Genomic DNA, 17960 nt, shown 5'->3' on the forward strand with positions numbered 1-17960 from the left:
GTATCCAGTTTCGGACAAAACGTATTCAAAGGCGCTACATCATATTCGTGCAGCCAATTAGCCATTGGTGAAAACATGAAATGCTAAAGCAAGAGCTGATTTTATCGGGTGCGCCGCAAACAAATGAATACTGGCGCTATACTTTGATACAGACACCGTGATGATAGCGTTTTCTTGATTAGTGTCGCGTATCTCAGCATGATCCAAAGATGCCGGTTGAAATTAACAAGTGGTTAAACGATCTCGAACTGAGTCAGTACGCAGATGTTTTTGCGGCAAATGATATCGATGCGCGTGTTTTGCCACTACTGTCAGACGACGACTTAAAAGAGCTCGGGGTAAGCCTTGGTCACCGCAAGATCATCCTCGCTGCAGTGCAAGAGCTAGTCGACCGACAACACGTGCCCCCATCGCCACAAGCATCTCGTGAACAGCCGCCGGAAAACGTAGATGCATCCGCTTCAGACAATGAACAAAGTGATGATCTGCTTAAACGGAGGCATAGCGCACCGGCTACTGCGGAAAGGCGCCACGTAACTGTCTTTTTCGCCGATCTGGTCGGTTCGACCGAACTCACCAATCGATTTGATCCCGAAGACATGCGGGGCTTGCTACAGAACTACCAAGATGCCGTTGCAGGAGCCGTTAGCCGATATGGTGGTTACGTCGCAAAATACTTGGGCGATGGTCTTCTTGTGTTTTTTGGTTGGCCGAGGGCCTACGAAGATCACGCTATTCGGGCGATTAAGGCTGGTCTTGAGGCCGTTCGCCGGGTCAGGGAACTCAAAACGCCGGACGGAGAAAGTGTGTCGGTGAGGCTGGGTGTTGCGAGCGGCGATGTCGTGGTCGGTGACACTATCGGCGAAAACGCATATGAGGAAGGGGCAATGACTGGCCCCGTTGTCAATCTTGCGGCGCGGATTCAAGAACATGCAGAGCCAAACTCAGTCGTTTTGCCGGTTGAAGAAACCGAGACAGCTTTGCATCGGATATTCGAGTTCAAATCTCTGGGAAAGACAGAGCTAAAGGGGTTTTCTGAACCACGCACTCTGTTGAAAGTGGTGTCGGAACGCAGTGCGGAAAGCCGATTTCGTGCCTCACATCGCGATGATGTCGACAGCGCCATGATTGGCCGGGACTACGAAAAGGGTATCCTGCTGCAATCATGGCAACGTGCTCAGAACGGTCACGGAGAGGTTATCCTTCTGGCCGGGGAAGCCGGGATTGGAAAATCGCGCCTTACAGAGGAATTTCTTGCAGAAATTGCCGCAGGCGACCAGGCCGATGTCATAAGGCTGAACTGTTCCCCTTATCTTAGCAGCAGCCCCTTTCATCCGGTAACCCAGCGAATTTCCCAGGATGCAGGTGTTGAACCCGATTTTGATGATAATCTGATCCTTCAACATGTCAGGAAGATGCTGGAAGGACGTTCAGGCCTTGACTGGAAATCGGTTCTGCCTGTCTTTGCTGCTCTGGTTGCACCTCGTAGCACACCCGCGCGGAAAGTGCTCGAGATGTCACCGCAGGATCAGCGCGACATAACAATACAAACTTTGGTCCATACAGTGCAGGTGCGGTCAAGCGTGCGCCCGGTTATTCTGTGTGTTGAAGACGCTCATTGGATCGATCCGTCCACACAAGCCTTGTTGGAGCGGTTCAAATCGATTTGCACCGATCTTCCTCTGATGATGTTGGTAACTCACAGACCTGGCTGGGAACTGGCTCGAGACGATGGGGACACGCACCTTCAGTCGTTAGTATTGCGTCGGTTCGATTCCGCACATGTCTCTAACCTTGTTCAAAACATTACAGGAAAGAGGCCGGACGATACTCTGATCTCGACAATAATTGAAAAAACCGATGGTGTTCCATTGTTCGTGGAAGAAATGACTCGAGCAATTATGGAGGCTGGTGCGCAAGAGCAAATCCACATTCCGTCCTCTTTGAAAGGGGCGTTGATGGCGCGCCTCGATGCGGTTTCGCCTGAGGCAAAACAAGTCGCACTAACAGGGTCGGTTATTGGCCGGGAGTTTGAGCCCAGCATATTGAGCGCCGCAATGGGCCTCGAAGGACCTGAGATCAACAAGCGCCTCGAAGAACTTTCGCGCACAGGCTTGATCTTTGAAAGCGGGCATAATCGTGGGCACTTTGTATTCCGTCATGCCCTTATCCGCGATACCGCCTATCAGTCCATGCTGCGCTCATCCCGCAGACAGCAACACTCAGACGTGGCGCGTGCGTTGATGCGGAAGAGGTCCGCTGAGATTGAGCGTCGCCCCGAACTCGTCGCCCACCACCTTTCAGAAGCTGAGGACTGGGGGGCTGCGTTTGAAAAATGGCAGATTGCGACAGAAATGGCGTTGGCTCGATCCGCCAGCCAAGAGGCGATGACAAACGCCAGGGAAACTCTGCGTGCTGCCGAAAAACTTGGCTCAGGAACCAATACAGAACTGATCAAAGGCAAGATTCTGGTTGGCCGCAGCCACGACAGCCTGGGCCAATTGCCTGAAGGGATAGCAGTTCTCAAAGACGCTTCCAACGCGGCGCGGGCGGTGCACAACGTCGAGCTAACCGCTGACGCGGCCAACCATTTTGCCGACTCCTGCATGATGTCGAGCGAGAGGCACAGTGAGGCCATTGAACTCTGCGATAGTGCTCTGAACGGCTTGCCCGACGATGACGAAGTCCGTCGGTGCAGATTAATGAGCCAACTTGCACGAGCTCACATGTTCGTAGGTCAGTTTTCCGAGGGGGCACTTTTCGGCCAGCAAGCCATGGAGCTGGCCGCAAAACTGGGCGACTATAAGTCCCAATTCTCTGTCATGATGATGCATTTTGGGGCCCCATTCGTTGCACGGAAGGGAAGAGAGGCCCACCATTGGCGCGAAAATCTGGAGGCCATGCATGGTGTGGCCGAGCATCTTGGCAGTATCGATCAAGGGCGGGACCGAACGCTCAGCTTGTTTGTAGGGGCCGAGATGGCCGACCGTGAGTTGATGGACCATTCTCTAGATCTGCTTACCGAGATTTCGGAAAAGGACAATCATCTACAGCTCTATTGGGTTCAGAAACACGCACGCGCCATGGTTGCAATTATGGACGGCGATTTTGACCAGGCTGAGAAACACGCCACTGAGGCGGTGAAGATCGGTCGCAAGACCCATGGGGAACATGTTGAGGGCGTCTTCGGGGTTCAGATGTTCACCATCCGCCGCGAGCAAAACCGACTGCACGAGGTTGCACCTGTGATCAAGCAACTGATGACGGACAGCCCTGAAGACATTTCGTGGAAGCCGGGTTTTGGCCTTATCGCTGCCGAGCTTGGATACAAAGAACCCGCTGATCGTATATTGAATGAAATGGCTGACAATGGTTTCGATCTTCCGCCCGACGCCATGTATTCAACGACATTGTCCTATTTAGCCGACATATGTGTCGCCATTGAGCATCAGGTACATGCCAAGACACTCTATGACATGCTAGTCCCCTACGAGGAATTGACGATCACTGCAGGGGCAACCACAGTTTGCACAGGCGCAGCTGCACGGCGCCTTGGCAGCCTGAGCACGGTGTTGAAAGACTGGGATGCCGCTGAGATGATGTTCCAGAAGGCGATCGAGATTGACACTCGCATGAAGTGCCCGCCTTGGATCGCGCACAGCAAGGCGGCATATGCAACTGCACTAAGGCGCCGGGGCCGCCCGAATGACGTAGAGCAGGCGTTTCAACTGGAAGGGGAAGCGTTGGCAATTTCACAGAAATTGAGTATGGTTTCCCTCAGGTCAAAGCTCGAAGGAGTAGTGAGTTAAGGCAATAAAACTGTTTTGGGGGACATTATGCCAAGGTACATAATAGAAAGAAATTTCGCCGAGCAGCTGAACGTCAGTGATGACGATAAAATTCACATCAAAGAGATCAATGACGAAGTCGGCGTCGAGTGGATTTTTTCGTTTCTCAGTGCAGATAAACGCAAAACGTACTGCTTGTACGAAGCCCCGGATGAGGAAAGCCTGAGAAGGGCAGCCGAGCGCCTGAATATTCCTGCCGACGTCATAACGCCCGTAGATCGGATTGATCCGGGCATTTTCGCCTGACCATCAGTCCTTTATCCAACTGACTGCAACGCCTTCGCGGACCAACGTGACGGAAACAACAATTACCTGAGGCAGCCCTGCAAGAAGCCTGACCCATGAATAGGGAGGCTTACGCATGTTTGACCTAAAATCACTTGATGGCGGCACGGCAACTGTGACTCAAGACGCGTTAGATGCGCTTGATTCATCGCTTCGCGGCGGGGTCTACCATAAGGGTACCCCGGAATATGAAGATGCCAGGACGACGTGGAACAGCATGTTCGAACGTTACCCCGGTTTCGTGATCCGCGCGTTGGGGGCAAGCGATGTGCAGAAGGCCGTGAACTTCGTACGTGACAGTGGCCTTATAATGTCAGTTCGGTCCGGCGGGCATCAGATCGCAGGGCATGCAGTTGCAGATGAAACTGTAATGCTTGATCTGTCCCAGATGCGGTCGGTTCACGTTGACCCTGTCAATAAGACCGCTCGCGTCGCACCAGGAGCACTGCTGGGAGATGTGGATCGCGAAACTCAGGCACATGGGCTTGTTGTTCCCACAGGCGTCAACTCGACCACGGGTATCGCCGGGCTGACCCTTGGCGGCGGCTTTGGATGGACCACTCGTAAATTCGGTATGACGATTGACAATCTGCTGTCGGCAGAAGTCGTTACAGCGGACGGCGCCATAGTCACCGCTTCCTCAACCAGTCATCCGGAACTGTTCTGGGCCATCCGCGGCGGAGGCGGCAATTTCGGAGTTGTGACTTCATTCGAGTTCCAGTTGCATGATCATGGACCCGATGTGCTGTCCGGCCTGATCGTGCATCCTATCGAAAAGGCACCGGACCTAATGAGAGAGTTCTCGGTCATTGCTGATACGTCGCCCGACGAACTGACGGTCTGGAGCGTGATGCGAAAAGCTCCTCCGCTACCGTTTTTACCGGAAGAGTGGCATGGGCGAGAGGTGCTGATCTTTGCAGCCTGCTATAGTGGTCCGATGGACGAAGGTGAAAAAGCCATGGCGGCTTTACGTGCGCTTGGAGAGCCAATCGCTGACGTCATCTCTCCTCACAAGTTTGTGGATTGGCAAGCGGCCTTCGATCCTTTGCTAACACCCGGCGCTCGGAACTACTGGAAAAGCCATGATTTCGATGCGCTTTCCGCAGAAGCTATCGCGGGTCTTCTTGAGGCAATATCCACGCTCCCGGACCCTGCTTGTGAGGTATTTATTGCCCATGTCGGCGGCGCAATGGCGCGCGTCGAAGCCGGTTCGACGGCCTATCCCCAAAGATCTGCTCACTTCATCATGAATGTTCACACGCGTTGGGAGGACGCGGGCAAGGATGTTGAGTGTATTGATTGGGCGCGCAAGCTTTACGATCAGATGCAACCACATGCGAGCGGCAGTGCGTATGTCAACTTCATGCCCGAAGACGAGGCGGATCACATGACCGGAGCATATGGCGAAAACGGTGAGAAGCTTTCTAAGATCAAGGGCAGCTATGACCCCGCTAACCTGTTCAGGGTGAACCACAATATTTTACCTGCATGAGGCAATTCGGAACTGCAAAAATCAGATCTAGATTTACGCTGAGTGTTCTGTCTTAACAACACGCTGCTTTTCTCGTTGGCCAACTACCAAGCCAAGTTCAACCTCTAAACTTCATCCACACTGGACATCATGCTTCAGCCTTGATGTATTTACCGTAAGTTCGCCTAAGAAATGCGACGTTCGTAAGCGTCAACTTTGGAACTCGAAGCGTCGCTTGCGGTTGTCGAGCCGAGGGTCTACTTCGGCGAAACCACCTGACCTTGCAAAAATCACTATCTACGCAAAGCGAACGCGCGAGACCGCTCAAGCTGCATCGGCGGCGAACGGCAGCAAAGTCCGCATACTGGTCGCTCCGCACGACTGAACCGCCGTGTGCTTGATAGAGGTCGTCAAATGTCCGGAAAGAGCCCAACCTGTACCCTGGATTTTATTGCTGCATGCGCTTGCAGCAGTAACGACACTGCAACTGCCGAATACCTTGTGCGGCCAAGCAGCGGAAAAACTGTCATTCATGCAAATAGCAGCGATGCTCGCGGCGGCGGCTCACAGTTCGCTCAACAAAACCGTCCTTCACTTCATCCGCAACAGCTATCGCCTAGCTGAATTGGTGGACACGGGACCGTGGCATATGAACAGTAAACACAACAGTCGCCTTCCAACGGCTTCAAAACTGTTTTGCACGACTTGCATTCATAGAACCACTGGCAAGCATCCGTTGGCATTTGCTCGGTTTCACTGTGGCCGCACTTCGGGCAAATCAGGGTGCTTTCTAGGACTACAGTTTGTTTTGTCATAGTCTCACATCTGCATTATCAGGTAATCGTTAATCCGTGCCTCGTTAAACACAACGACCCAAGCCACGCCGGTGATTAGAGTTGTTCCTGCAAGCCGCCATTTCAACGTCGGTAAGGAACCGCGCCGATAAGATACCAGCCACGATATCGCGACGAGCGCCGTTGAAATCGTCAGCACATAGTAACTCGCTGCCGCAACCTTCCCAAAGATTGCCAACCAACTGCCGCCCAGCCCCAGTAACATCATCATCATGGGCAAAACGCAGCAAGTCGCGACGCCAAGCGCTGATAGCGATCCCAAATAGCTGAGGCTAAGGTACTTCTGCATTCTGTTTCCCTGATGGACTACGTCACGCGGAGTTGTAGAGACAACAACCTCTCGTATAACTTCTGTAGCCACTACAGGATCAAGACAGGAAATCTCACATGTTTGCGATTGGGGAGGCATCCCGGCAAAGCGGTGTCGGAATTGAAACTATCCGCTACTACGAACGCGAAGGGATCGTGCCGAAACCAGAAAGGGCATCGAATAATCGACGCATGTACTCTGCGCACGATGTGGGACGGCTTTGTTTTATAAGGAAGTGCCGAGACTTGGGTTTTTCGCTTGCCGATGCAAAGGTGCTTCTCAACCTGTCCGAAGGTGATAGCGAGGATTGCCAATCCGTTAAGGAACTGGCCGAGCTTCATATCTCCAATGTGCGTATGAAGATAAATGAACTAAAGCGATTGGAGGCCGCTCTGAATGAACTTACGGCCAACTGTAACATCGGAAACGTTTCTTGCCCGATGCTTGCGCAGATACGGACCTACTAATGGCACTTTGAGGCTCGCAGTCGCCCTATGCCAACGCAGCATGACCCAAGATTCGGGCCGCACAGAATCTACCGTTCGTTAAAGAGGTCAACTCGTTGATTTAGCAATGTTTCCATCAATCAATGAACATTTGTGCATCGCCACGGTGTTCTTGTAGCGCGCGGTGAATTCGGACAGACAGCCCTACCTGCCGTTCCTGAGCAATCAATTTGCTGCATACGCACTCGGCAGGCTTTATCAGAAGCCGACCTCTGAATTCCGAACCACAGAGCAATGGTTCTGCTTATCCTTGTCCTAACTTGGGCTAGGCGGACTCAGATATTCTGTGGTCCTCCCCTGCATCAAGGCTTGTATCGTGTGTACTCGAAGTCCATATGTACAGGGCTTACGTTTTTCTTTTTCGACCTGCTGTCTCCCAAACTCGGCGTTCAGTCTTTCGATTCAGACCGACCACGCCGAGTCGCCGCAATGATGCGGGCGGCAAGTATTAGGAGACTTCCACCATGGCAAATGGCACAGTAAAATGGTTCAACTCGACCAAAGGTTTTGGCTTTATCGAGCCTGAAGACGGCAAACGCGACGTGTTCGTACATATCTCAGCAGTCGAACGTTCCGGCCTTAGCGAATTGAAAGACGGTCAAAAGGTTACTTTTGACGTCGAAGCTGGCCGTGACGGGCGCGAAAGCGCCGCCAATCTGGCACTGGCCTGACCTTTTACGGGCATCCTTTCTGGGTGCCCGTTTGCACAATGGGCAACTATAAGCCGTTGGAGAACAAGTAAGTTGCAACCAAAAGACTGGACGCGGGCGCTCGCGCAATACCGTGTGCCCGATGCGAAGCGCAGTATTTATGAAATTGCGATCACCGTTGTCCCCTTATTCGCGCTATGGGCTCTAGCGTGGTTTGCGTTATCATTTAGCGTCTGGATCGCAATATTGCTGGCCGTCCTAAATGCCGCATTTCTGGTCCGTATCTTCATCATTATGCATGATTGTGGTCATGGATCTTTCTTCAGAAACCGCAACGCATGCAATTGGACCGGCCGGGTTCTAGGTGTTCTTACCGTGACACCCTATGACGTTTGGCGGCAAAGCCATGCGATTCACCATGCCTCAACCGGTAACCTTGATCGGCGTGGTATGGGTGATATCCCTACATTGACCATTGAGGAATACCTGAAACGGAATTGGTTCGGGCGTGCCGCGTATCGTCTGACCCGGAACCCAGTCGTCCTGTTCGGTGTTGCGCCGATCTATACGTTCTTTATTCAATACCGCTTACCTGTTGGTTTCATGCGGTCGGGCTGGCTGTACTGGGCAAGTGCGATGGGAACAAACGCCGCAATTGCAGGGTTATTGGCTCTGATTTTATGGGCCGGAGGCTTTGAGGTGTTGGCGTGTGTTTTCCTGCCAACCGTGATTGTCGCATCATCCATTGGTATTTGGCTTTTCTACATTCAACACCAGTTCGAACACACGACTTGGGATCGGGAAGAGGGCTGGAACCTTCAGAACGCCGCGTTCTATGGCAGTTCTCACTATGCCCTGCCAGGCATCCTGCGGTGGTTCTCTGGCAACATTGGTGTGCACCATGTTCACCATCTCGCCAGCCGCATACCGTTTTATCGGCTAAACGAGGTTTTGCGTGACCATTCTGAGTTGGAAGATTGCCAGCGTATTACTTTATTTGAGAGCCTTCATTGCGCACGGTTGCATCTTTGGGATGAAAAAAGTCAACGTCTGCTGACATTTTCCGAGGCTTTGTCGAACGCCAATTCCAATAGGTATTTAGTGTAGTCTGGCGCGGACCAAATAGGCTTCGACGGTATCACCTCCTAGGGCGCGAATGGCCTCTAATCGGTGAAGGCCTTCAATCAGCACGAACCTCTTGTTGTCCGAGCGTATCTGGATCGGGGTCTTCTGGCCGTTCTTCAGAATATCTTCGGCCAGCGTCAGAACTTTTTGTTGATCAAGCGTTTTCGCCCGTTTCACAGGTACATAGATCAGGTCGAGCGGATATGGTCTTTTCTCCAACATAAGCTACGTGAGCAACCTTTCGTGCATTTGATCCGGTTCAGAGTTCGCTACAAAAGCGGGGGCTGAAACGCACGTCATAGAACCGAGCGAACAGCATCGCGCAGTTCCTGATGCATGATCCAAGTAGCTGGTTCATCGTCACTTTCGACGTGAGAATATGCGATTACCTGAGCAGCACCGTCATTCTGTGCCGATCCGGCTTCGGGAAGTACGAGTTCTAGATATTCTGCGATCAATAGTCCGATTTTCTTGAAGACCTTGATGGAGGCCTCGCGGGATTTGTAACCGGTCGCCTGAGACAAGTGACCAATGGTCAGACCTTCCTTGCCTGCGATTGTAAGTGCTTTGAGCATTGTGACCTGCGCAGGGGTGAGCCTGATCTGGCGCAATGCCTCGGCATATTCTCTTTCGCTGGGAACGAAGGTGCCAGAGTTTCCCTCCAAACGGCGTTGACCGCTACGTTTCCTGTCTCGTTCTTCGAGAATTTCTTTTAAGGTTTCAATGGCCAATGCTGGTGTTTCGCCGACTGCATCGGCAATCATTGCCTGCGTTTTAGCTGGTGGCTTGGGGAATGCGCGCGCAACGCTGTTACCGCTCAGAATGCCAGCCTTGATCAAGTACTTTCCAAACTCTTCTTCAATCACCCCGGATACGTCAGCGTTCCGCGTCTTACGAACACTGCGGTCCTGAAATGCTCTTTGTTCCAAACCACGAGCTGACATCTTTGAGTCCGGAAGGGTCACTTGAGGGGCATTTTTACGCATCAGAGAAACACCACTACAACTATCGCCGCAACAAAAACCGCTAACGCGATAAACATCTTAACCCTGTAGGACCTGCGATGAGCCTTTTCGGCTTTGAGCCTTTTGCCCAGATTTTCGTCAATCGAGTCATGGTTCACGGCTTGGTCCTTCCGGATATGTCGGGCGAGATTGATTTCCACCAACCTATTGTCGCGGCACATTTTCGGTGCACGTATCGTTCTGTCGTGTAAACGGCCGATTGCATTCCCAACCATCACCTCTTCGATTTAAGTGAGCATTTGAAGGGACAAGGATCGCAACGCACCTGTCCCGGTTTGCGCGAAAACCACGTTCGCATTTCCATCCGGAATACGTTTCAGGCGCAAGGTATGCATGCTGTGGAACTGCCACGGGCTCACAGCCGCTATCCGCTGCCCTGTAACCTCTGATGCACACCCAACCATCCGCGCTGTTTTTGTCAGTCAGGCGGCCGTTGCTCGGGACATTTATCGCAACACAATCCTGGTTCTCCTTACGAAATCCCCAGTTGCAGTGTATTTCCTGCACGCCAAACCGGGTTTCGACGTATCCATTTTGAGGTGCCATCACTTCTTCACAGAGTTCTCCGACACGCTGGAACAGCCGATTGCACTCCCACTGATCTCCGGTTGATGCAAGATAGGCATTTTCAGGAACTCTTATTTCCTCACAGAGTTCTCCGACATTCTGGAAACCGTGATTGCATTCCCAGCCGCTACCATAGGAGCTACCCGTCAAATATGCGTTTTCTGGTACGTCTGTTCTTTGGCACGATCCGTTCTTGTTTTCGAAACCTTCATCACAAACCGATCCATCGGCATTGCCTGCGACTTGGGCAGGAAGCTGCGTTCCTGAGAGCAACACCAAGAGTGTCGGGATCAGACAAAGAATGCAGCGCGTAAACACGATGAACGACTGATTGAAACTGAGCCTGAGACCTGATCTATCGGGCATCAAGCACGCAATTTATGAGCCATGTGCTGTTCATACGGCGCCTTCTTTCATGGGTCACGCAATGACTGGTGCATGTCAGGTGACAATTGCGAATGCTTGCGAGGAACGAGCTCATCGCGAAGACCCCAGCGAAACCCGTTCCTATGCTGGGGCACATGCTACAGTTAGTCTGAAGGCCATTGGATCATCGAAGCCGGCAGCATCGCGGCGTCGAGTAATTTTTACCAATGCACGTTTGTGGTCCTTAGCCAGAATAGAGTCAAGGAAGTTTCCCTCGTCGCAATGCAAGTACCGCCAGGGCAGGTAGTTTTTGAAACTGCCGGTGACCAAGATCCTTGGTGAACTACCGAAAGAAATTGTCTGGCCTGAGTGCGGCGAAAGAGGAGTATGTGATCAAGGCTTCCCCGTGACTATGAATGACTGGCCTGATGACATTGGCTGCAACGCAGCGATTTTCGCGCCGCTTCTGCACAAGTACTCGCGGCGTGATCAAATGGCCGCTCGGTCCCGCACCCTGCAAATTGCGCCTGAGCCGAGAAAACTGTGCTGCGAGCGTACGCAACAAGATTTTGACACTTCCGCTCAGGGCACGCTGCGTCCCACTCCTGCGTAAAAGAACTAGAACCACTATGGATTGGCGACCGACAGCGCCGCTCGCCAAACTGTCTCAGATGTCTATGCGCTCTGCAATGCTTAGCGCGTCTTCCAATTCAACGCCCAGGTATCGCACGGTGCTATCGACCTTTGTGTGCCCAAGCAGAAGTTGGACCGCGCGGAGATTTCCTGTCTTGCGGTAGATCTCAGCTACTTTGGTTCGGCGAAGCGAATGCGTGCCATATCCGCTCGGTTCCAATCCGATTGCGGTCACCCAGTCTCGAACCAGCCTGCCATACTGGCGCGTCGAGATGTGTGGTCGATCATGGAATCGGCTTGGAAACATGAACCGGCTAGCAAACATTTCCGGTGATTTTACCCATACCAATACAGTTTCTCGCGTGTTTTCCGTCAGTTCGAATTGAACAGATCGCTTGGTTTTGCTCTGGATCACCGAAACACGCTCACGGACGCGATCGTCTTTGACAAGATCGGTCACAGCGAGTTTGACCAGATCGCAGCCGCGTAGCTTGCTATCAATCGCGACGTTGAACATTGTGAGATCACGCAGATTTCCAGAAAGTTCGAGCCGGGCACGGATCGCCCAGACCTGTTTTGGGAGTAGCGGTCGTTTCTGACCGATGATCCGCCCCTTGTTCCAAGCTCTGGGTTTTGGGGTGACTGCAGGTAGTTGGACTCTTGGCATATTTTGCACTCCGATCCACCCTCCGCACCCAAGCAACAGCACCGCGCTGACCACCGAATAGTACAAGCGGCGTGAATGCCTGCTGTCCGATTATGAATACTGGCATGGTTTAAGTGTGTGCATTAGGCGGCTTGAGCCCATATCACTACGCATAAGAACGGTTCGAGTCCAAACCGCGCGTACGCTTCGTCTTCAGCACCGATTACCGATCGGGTTCCACGTTAAAAGGCCCGGGTCAGCACCAATAAGATAAAATGAGATATGATCAGAAAAGCTGGTAAGACCGGCGTCAAGTTATCAGCGACGCCGAGCTAACCCGGGGCTTACTGATACGCCATTTCGCCACGCGCTCAACCCCTTGCAGCGTCGACAAATCCGCTCTCCGAACCCTTCGCTCCAGAATGGCGTTCTGCAACGAAGACACGGGCGTTCTTGCGGCACGTCATTGTGGGCGCGAGCCATGATCGTATCTGCGTCGTTGTCGAAGTCTTCCATCAGTTCTTAGCCTCGATTTCTGTTTTGGTTTATACAGCGACTGGAAAAGAAAGTTCCGAGCCCTAAGCCTTGAGATTGAAGGAGCTGCCTGGTTCAGACTGTCCGATGGGACGGCCTGTAATCCGAGGGGTTTTAATAGGACGAACTGGCATTCCTTCGTTCTCAGCAGCTTGGACAGCGAAAGCATACCGAGAACCGCTTGCGCATCCTCGCGGTATGGCTCGTTGATCTGATGATCCGTCGTCTGCCTCAGAAATGAGCGACTCCGAGTAGAGGTGCCGAAGTTGAGTCTCAGACACACCATCCGCTTCCATAATCAATTGCACCATGGGATCGGCCAAAAGTTGGTCGAGCAAGAACTGCGACAACTGCTTTGAAGACAGTTTATCCTTCGCGCGGGCTCTCTCCAAATCAGTAAGAGAAACGGTCAAGGTACGCGCCAGACCGGGGTGAGATTTCCGTGGATGCAGACAGATTAACACCGATGCTTTCCAGGCTTCTGGGTCCGAATAATCTGGTGGTGCGGAAAGCTCAGTTTCTATGTCGTATTCGCCTGCCGGGAGTAATTCGTCGAAGCCAGGGAAAGTAAACGGCCTGGAAAAGACTGCGATTGTCTTGCTGATTATCTGGTTCATTTGGGTAGTTCTCCTTTGCTGATACTGCTCGCTCGGAGATGCAGACAAGAACAAGCCACCCACTCCCGGCAGGGTATTATCAGTTTTGGGGTTTAGGCTTTGGTTTTTCGGGGACGGTGTCCTGCCCTTTCGACGTCACTTCTTTTTTTGACGCGTCCGCATCGTTTTCCTTCAGTGCGGCAGCCGCTCTGGTCGTCAGGTCTTTGAAAGACATCATTTTGATCCTTTGATTGTCCGCACCACCCACGAGCCCAGATGGGGTGTGAAAAGTGAATGCGGCTACATCCAATATAGGGATTGGGTGCCTCATTTACTACGTAAAGCCGTAGAATAAGACGGGTGGCTGAAGCAGAGCCGAGGCGGCGGCAACCCTGGCGCGCTACTTTCGCTTCGAATATGGGCGATCAGTGTTCGCTGCGGTGCAGTCAACCAATGCGCCATCACCATGGAAGACTTTTGCTACATCGGGTGCAGCCATGCCGCGCGAGAGCGCGCTATAGTTCAATTTCAGTTTCATCTCGCCACCAGCGCGAAGCAGGCAATTGGTGGTTTCAACAACGATATGATCACTGGTGGCTCCGACGAACGTGACGCCAGTAGGGAAAATTAGACCCGCCGCATCGGTGTCCTGGAGTCCAATGGCAAGGATCGACCGAGTGTTCGAAGGACTGTCTAAAGTCACACACCGCATTGAAGGCATAGGATAAGTCATTTGCACGGGATTTGAATTTGCTTTGGTCTTCGTTTCGATCACTTCCGCCCAAAGCGTGAAAACATCTGTGTATAGCCCGTCGATCGTGTACCCCGAAATGGGGTCAGTACCCAGCAGGATGGCCTCACCCAGACGCAGGTTGTTGATCTTTCCGGTCGCCCCCTTGCCAAGCGCCCATGGCAAACTGGCTGAGCCGCCGCCTGACACTGTTTCCAGAGCGGGTCCATTTGCAAGTTCGGTGCCGACGGCAAGCGACGAAAGCAATTCCATTGCTCCTGCAGAGGGTGCCACATGACCCAGACAGGCAAAATTTGCACCAATCCCCTTCAGAGAAATCCCTTCCATTCTAAGAATTTGAGAAACAGTGCTTTCAATGTGTTCAGGCAAGATGCCTTCCCGCATATCCCCCATTTCCACCATCAGGATAATATTGTGAGTAATGTTCTTTCCCAGCGCACTCACGGCCAGGCTTGCGATAATGTCCATCTCTGTGTTGAAGCTGACATTGCAGTTATCAACAACTTGCGCGACCTGGCTCAGCATGGGCGTTCGGATCAAGGATATGGAGCACGAGATCCCAGCATCGCGCATACGCATGATATTGCTGATCCGCGCGTCCGCCAGCCCTGTCGCGCCACCTTCAAGCATAGCATTCGCAATCTCAGGATGACCGCAAACGGCTTTTGTCACACCTGTCACCGTAATTCCGCGGGGTCTAAGGTGGTCGACCAGGAACCGTGTGTTGTACCGAATTTTGTCCAGATCAACGTCAATACGCAGCTTGCTCATTCAATCGTCGTAGCACGTACGGGTTGCAAGCGCGGAAAGGCAGATAGAACCATATTCACCAAGTTTTTTGGAGGACGGTTCAATGCGTCAGTGACCGGGAGATACAATTTGCGGTTATAGTCTGTGATGGCCTTTGAAATCTCAATATCATTCATTCCTTCATGGTTGATTGTCATGCCAATTACCTCTGTGTTCGCAAAAGCCTCGATCAGGGTGATTTCATCGCAAGGGTCGGGCATAGTCATGTTGGGGAAATCACATCGACGTTTTCGTTTAGGCGCGTGTTGAAGAATAACTGCATGTGGTTGACTGCCTCGCAGAATGAAGGCTGATGTGCAAAAGGCCGGATGGCTTAGCGCGCCCTGGCCCTCGATCACTATGACATCGGGGCGCTCACCTTCAGATGCTGCAACAACAGCACGCTCAAGTTCGCCACAACAAAATTGCGGCGGCACCGAATCCATCGCAACGCCATACTTGGCGCCCTGCATCAAACCTGTCTGGCCGGTGCCAACTAAAACTGTTTTGATCCCATGCGTGTTAAGTGCGTTTGTCAGGATTGTCGCGGTCGTACGCTTTCCAATTGCACAATCGGTGCCGAACACCGCGATGCGGATCGCCTGGACGTCTCCAATACTGCCATCTAACAGGCGCAGGTCGGGATTTGGCCGCGGCTTGCGAATGTCGCGTATCGTGACATCGTGAATTTTGGCAAATCCGGCGAGCTCCTTGTCATCACTAAGAAATTCATGCAGTCCACTCACGATGTTCATTCCGAGCGTTATCGCATCCACGACAACTTCGCGATCCTCAAGGGACATTCTGCCGCTGGCCGGCGCCATTCCGTAAATAAACGTGTCGGGGATCGTAGCTTCATTAGCGACGGCGGCATCAAGATCATCGAAGATGGGAACCTGATTTGCGACATTATCAAGCACTTTGCCACTGTCACGACCGCCATACGTGCTGTCGATCACCGAAAGAACGCGATAGGCCTGTGAATGTCGAACGAGACCATTAGCCGTCTTGCCATCGATCTTTGCGAAGTTTCCTTCGCAATACACAATTGCAGTCGGTGTATCTGTCACAAGTGTCTTGCGGTGAAGCTCTGGAAAAACTGCTTGTTCAGGCGGCAGCTTTTGCGCATCGCTGGCAATGAACTGCTTGGCATCCGACGCAATGGGTACGGGTTTCATATTTGTTCCTTTTTGGAGTGTGAAACGCGCGTCCTTGGTAAGGACGGGCAAAAATTGTGAAGTTTGGGAAAGTGGGCTTTCTGTCTGAATTCTCACTGGTTCAGAACACACAGCCCTTCTGATCGATGATAGTTTTTGTGGCATTGCCACCCATTGCCGGATCGGTCGATATGGGCATTTGCCGGTAGCTCGATTGCATTGCAGCGATCACCGGACGCCTCGTAGCCACGTTCGCATTTCCATCCAACTCCATGGATCGCGTCATCGTAGAAAGCATTTTCAGGCACAAAGACGGCATCGCACCTTCCGTCGCGCTCAAAATACCCACGCTCGCACGTCCAGGGACGCCCGCTGGTTGATGCGTTCAGAAAAGCGTTTTCCGGCACCGCTACTGCCACGCATGCTTCTCCGTCTATTTCGTAGCCACGGTTGCAACGCCATGCAGATCCATAAGTGCTATTCGTCAGGTAAGCATTATCCGGCACCACGATTTTCTGGCAGCTATCGTCTACTCTTGTGTATCCACGCAGGCACCGCCACCTCTCACCTGATGGATCGAGATATCCACCCTCAGGCACAATCACTTCAGTGCATGTGGTGCCGCCAACTGCAACAAAGCCGTGCATACATGCCCACCCTGAGCCGTAGGTTCTGTTTGTGGGGTAGGCATTTCCCGGCACGACAATGGCCACGCATTCTTCGCCTTCCAACCGATAGGACAAATCGCATTCCCAACCGTCGCCATACTTTTTGGGATGCGCGTTATCCGGGATCGAATTTGTTTCGGCCGATGCGGGACTTGATGAGATAAAGGAGCCCACCAAGCAGCTGAAAACGGCAACAAACAACGCAGTCATGAAGTGAGAGCAAAACCAGTGCTGATTTTTTCTATTTGTCCTGGTGCAAACGGCGTCGTCCGAAAGTTGAGTTGTTGAGTTACGATTCATCCAGGTTCAGCCCCTCAATACAGGCCTGCGCCAGATCTTTGTTTGGAGTTTGGGATCCTGGTACCGTTGCCCAGCCAGCGGCCATGACGGCATCCTTCTGCTTGAAAGACGAAGCTTCTTTGATTGTCGTCAGTTTTTCGGCGCGTTGGGCGTCAGTTCTCGCCATGTCGACGCAGACCGGAACCAACGCAGCGATTACATTGTCGCGGGACATGGCGTTGGCCATCTTGTCCGCGCTACCGCCGGTCATCCATCCACCCCAAGAAAATCCAACGACGCCTACGAAAACCCCTCCGATCAGGGCACCGTAGATTCCGGGTTTAAGCCATTCGGGCGTGTTCATAATCTATTCCTCCTGCGGGGAAAGCGCCGCATCGCTGTCATTGTTAGATGTAGCCAAGGTCTGGTCGTGCTTGAGCGCCAGTTCAAAATCTTCTGGGTCAATTGGGCGCATTTCTGTGCGGCCTGGCTTGCTGCCCTTGCCCTGAACGGTCAGGTAGGTTCCGGTTCTTCGATATGCTTCGAAACTCAGGCCCTGGAGTAGTTCTTCTTCAACAACTACTTCATACTCGCCTGCAGGAAGTTCATCCGGGTAGCCGGACAAAGAGAACGGATTTGAAAACGTCACCAAAGAACTGGACGATCTCGTGCTCACCTTGGTCCTCCGTATAGTTTGTTGGATCTTCCCCGCGCAGTCTGCCGCGGTACACGCTCGTAAGCACCGCGGTAGTACTGGCGTTGTAATTTAGAATAATGTGCAAATGGCAGACGCGCGCTGATCGATGTTAGTCTGCGGCCAATGACCTGAGATTTTATTGGAATCTCAAATGCATTTGGTGCCCGAGGATCAGGTACTGCCAAAAATTGACTAACCTGCGT

General features: G+C 52.5%; 17 protein-coding genes. 6 read left to right on the forward strand and 11 right to left on the reverse strand.

The window, feature by feature from the left end; all coding sequences use genetic code 11:
- Positions 1 to 209: 209 nt before the first annotated feature.
- The 3 genes from GOX63_RS07270 (at position 210) to GOX63_RS07280 (ending at position 5625) form a co-directional block, all read left to right on the forward strand.
- Positions 210 to 3809: an adenylate/guanylate cyclase domain-containing protein gene (locus GOX63_RS07270; protein ID WP_170326743.1), complete on the forward strand. Its 3600-nt coding sequence runs from the start codon at positions 210 to 212 to the stop codon at positions 3807 to 3809.
- A 27-nt stretch (positions 3810 to 3836) separates the two neighbouring features.
- Positions 3837 to 4094, forward strand: a complete 258-nt coding sequence (locus GOX63_RS07275) for a DUF4242 domain-containing protein (RefSeq protein WP_170326742.1) — start codon at positions 3837 to 3839, stop codon at positions 4092 to 4094.
- A 115-nt stretch (positions 4095 to 4209) separates the two neighbouring features.
- A complete protein-coding gene (locus GOX63_RS07280) occupies positions 4210 to 5625 on the forward strand; it encodes an FAD-binding oxidoreductase (protein WP_170326741.1) in 1416 nt (471 codons plus the stop codon).
- Positions 5626 to 6200: 575 nt separating this feature from the next.
- Here the strand turns inward: GOX63_RS07280 and GOX63_RS23740 are convergent.
- Both GOX63_RS23740 and GOX63_RS07285 read right to left on the reverse strand, forming a co-directional pair.
- Positions 6201 to 6419: a GDCCVxC domain-containing (seleno)protein gene (locus GOX63_RS23740; RefSeq protein WP_237217120.1), complete on the reverse strand. Its 219-nt coding sequence runs from the start codon at positions 6417 to 6419 to the stop codon at positions 6201 to 6203.
- Positions 6420 to 6423: 4 nt separating this feature from the next.
- The gene (locus GOX63_RS07285; RefSeq protein WP_170499188.1) at positions 6424 to 6747 is read right to left on the reverse strand and encodes a hypothetical protein; all 324 of its coding nucleotides are present in this window, start codon (positions 6745 to 6747) and stop codon (positions 6424 to 6426) included.
- Between the two features lie 98 nt (positions 6748 to 6845).
- Between GOX63_RS07285 and GOX63_RS07290 the strand changes: the two genes are divergently transcribed.
- From GOX63_RS07290 to GOX63_RS07300, 3 genes are all read left to right on the forward strand, one after another.
- Positions 6846 to 7235 carry a MerR family transcriptional regulator gene (locus tag GOX63_RS07290; protein ID WP_170545354.1) on the forward strand — a complete coding sequence of 130 codons (390 nt, stop codon included), beginning with the start codon at positions 6846 to 6848 and terminating at the stop codon, positions 7233 to 7235.
- Positions 7236 to 7738: 503 nt separating this feature from the next.
- A complete protein-coding gene (locus tag GOX63_RS07295; RefSeq protein ID WP_170328727.1) occupies positions 7739 to 7945 on the forward strand; it encodes a cold-shock protein in 207 nt (68 codons plus the stop codon).
- Positions 7946 to 8017: 72 nt separating this feature from the next.
- Positions 8018 to 9031, forward strand: coding sequence for a fatty acid desaturase (locus tag GOX63_RS07300; RefSeq protein ID WP_170328728.1), 1014 nt, complete (start codon positions 8018 to 8020; stop codon positions 9029 to 9031).
- On the opposite strand, the gene GOX63_RS07305 is transcribed toward GOX63_RS07300, so the two are convergent.
- The 9 genes from GOX63_RS07305 to GOX63_RS07345 form a co-directional block, all read right to left on the reverse strand.
- Positions 9023 to 9271: a ParB N-terminal domain-containing protein gene (locus tag GOX63_RS07305; RefSeq protein WP_039524390.1), complete on the reverse strand. Its 249-nt coding sequence runs from the start codon at positions 9269 to 9271 to the stop codon at positions 9023 to 9025. The genes GOX63_RS07300 and GOX63_RS07305 overlap by 9 nt on opposite strands.
- A 74-nt stretch (positions 9272 to 9345) precedes the next feature.
- The gene (locus GOX63_RS07310) at positions 9346 to 10035 is read right to left on the reverse strand and encodes a hypothetical protein (protein ID WP_170328729.1); all 690 of its coding nucleotides are present in this window, start codon (positions 10033 to 10035) and stop codon (positions 9346 to 9348) included.
- Between the two features lie 1639 nt (positions 10036 to 11674).
- Complete coding sequence (locus tag GOX63_RS07315; protein ID WP_170403722.1) at positions 11675 to 12307, reverse strand: tyrosine-type recombinase/integrase; 633 nt, start codon at positions 12305 to 12307, stop codon at positions 11675 to 11677.
- A gap of 557 nt (positions 12308 to 12864) precedes the next feature.
- Positions 12865 to 13437, reverse strand: a complete 573-nt coding sequence (locus tag GOX63_RS07320; protein ID WP_170545357.1) for a hypothetical protein — start codon at positions 13435 to 13437, stop codon at positions 12865 to 12867.
- Positions 13438 to 13816: 379 nt separating this feature from the next.
- Positions 13817 to 14938: an alanine/ornithine racemase family PLP-dependent enzyme gene (locus tag GOX63_RS07325; RefSeq protein WP_170545360.1), complete on the reverse strand. Its 1122-nt coding sequence runs from the start codon at positions 14936 to 14938 to the stop codon at positions 13817 to 13819.
- Positions 14935 to 16134, reverse strand: coding sequence for a DUF1611 domain-containing protein (locus GOX63_RS07330; protein WP_170545363.1), 1200 nt, complete (start codon positions 16132 to 16134; stop codon positions 14935 to 14937). The genes GOX63_RS07325 and GOX63_RS07330 overlap by 4 nt, the downstream gene beginning before the upstream one ends.
- A 92-nt stretch (positions 16135 to 16226) precedes the next feature.
- The gene (locus GOX63_RS07335; protein ID WP_170545366.1) at positions 16227 to 17081 is read right to left on the reverse strand and encodes a hypothetical protein; all 855 of its coding nucleotides are present in this window, start codon (positions 17079 to 17081) and stop codon (positions 16227 to 16229) included.
- Positions 17071 to 17424: a hypothetical protein gene (locus GOX63_RS07340; RefSeq protein ID WP_170336655.1), complete on the reverse strand. Its 354-nt coding sequence runs from the start codon at positions 17422 to 17424 to the stop codon at positions 17071 to 17073. Before GOX63_RS07340 ends, GOX63_RS07335 begins: the two co-directional genes overlap by 11 nt.
- 3 nt (positions 17425 to 17427) lie before the next feature.
- Entirely contained in the window at positions 17428 to 17736 is a 309-nt protein-coding gene (locus GOX63_RS07345) for a hypothetical protein (protein WP_170336653.1), read from the reverse strand.
- Positions 17737 to 17960 lie beyond the last annotated feature (224 nt).

This window comes from Ruegeria arenilitoris (assembly GCF_013031355.1).
Lineage (GTDB): Bacteria > Pseudomonadota > Alphaproteobacteria > Rhodobacterales > Rhodobacteraceae > Ruegeria > Ruegeria arenilitoris_C.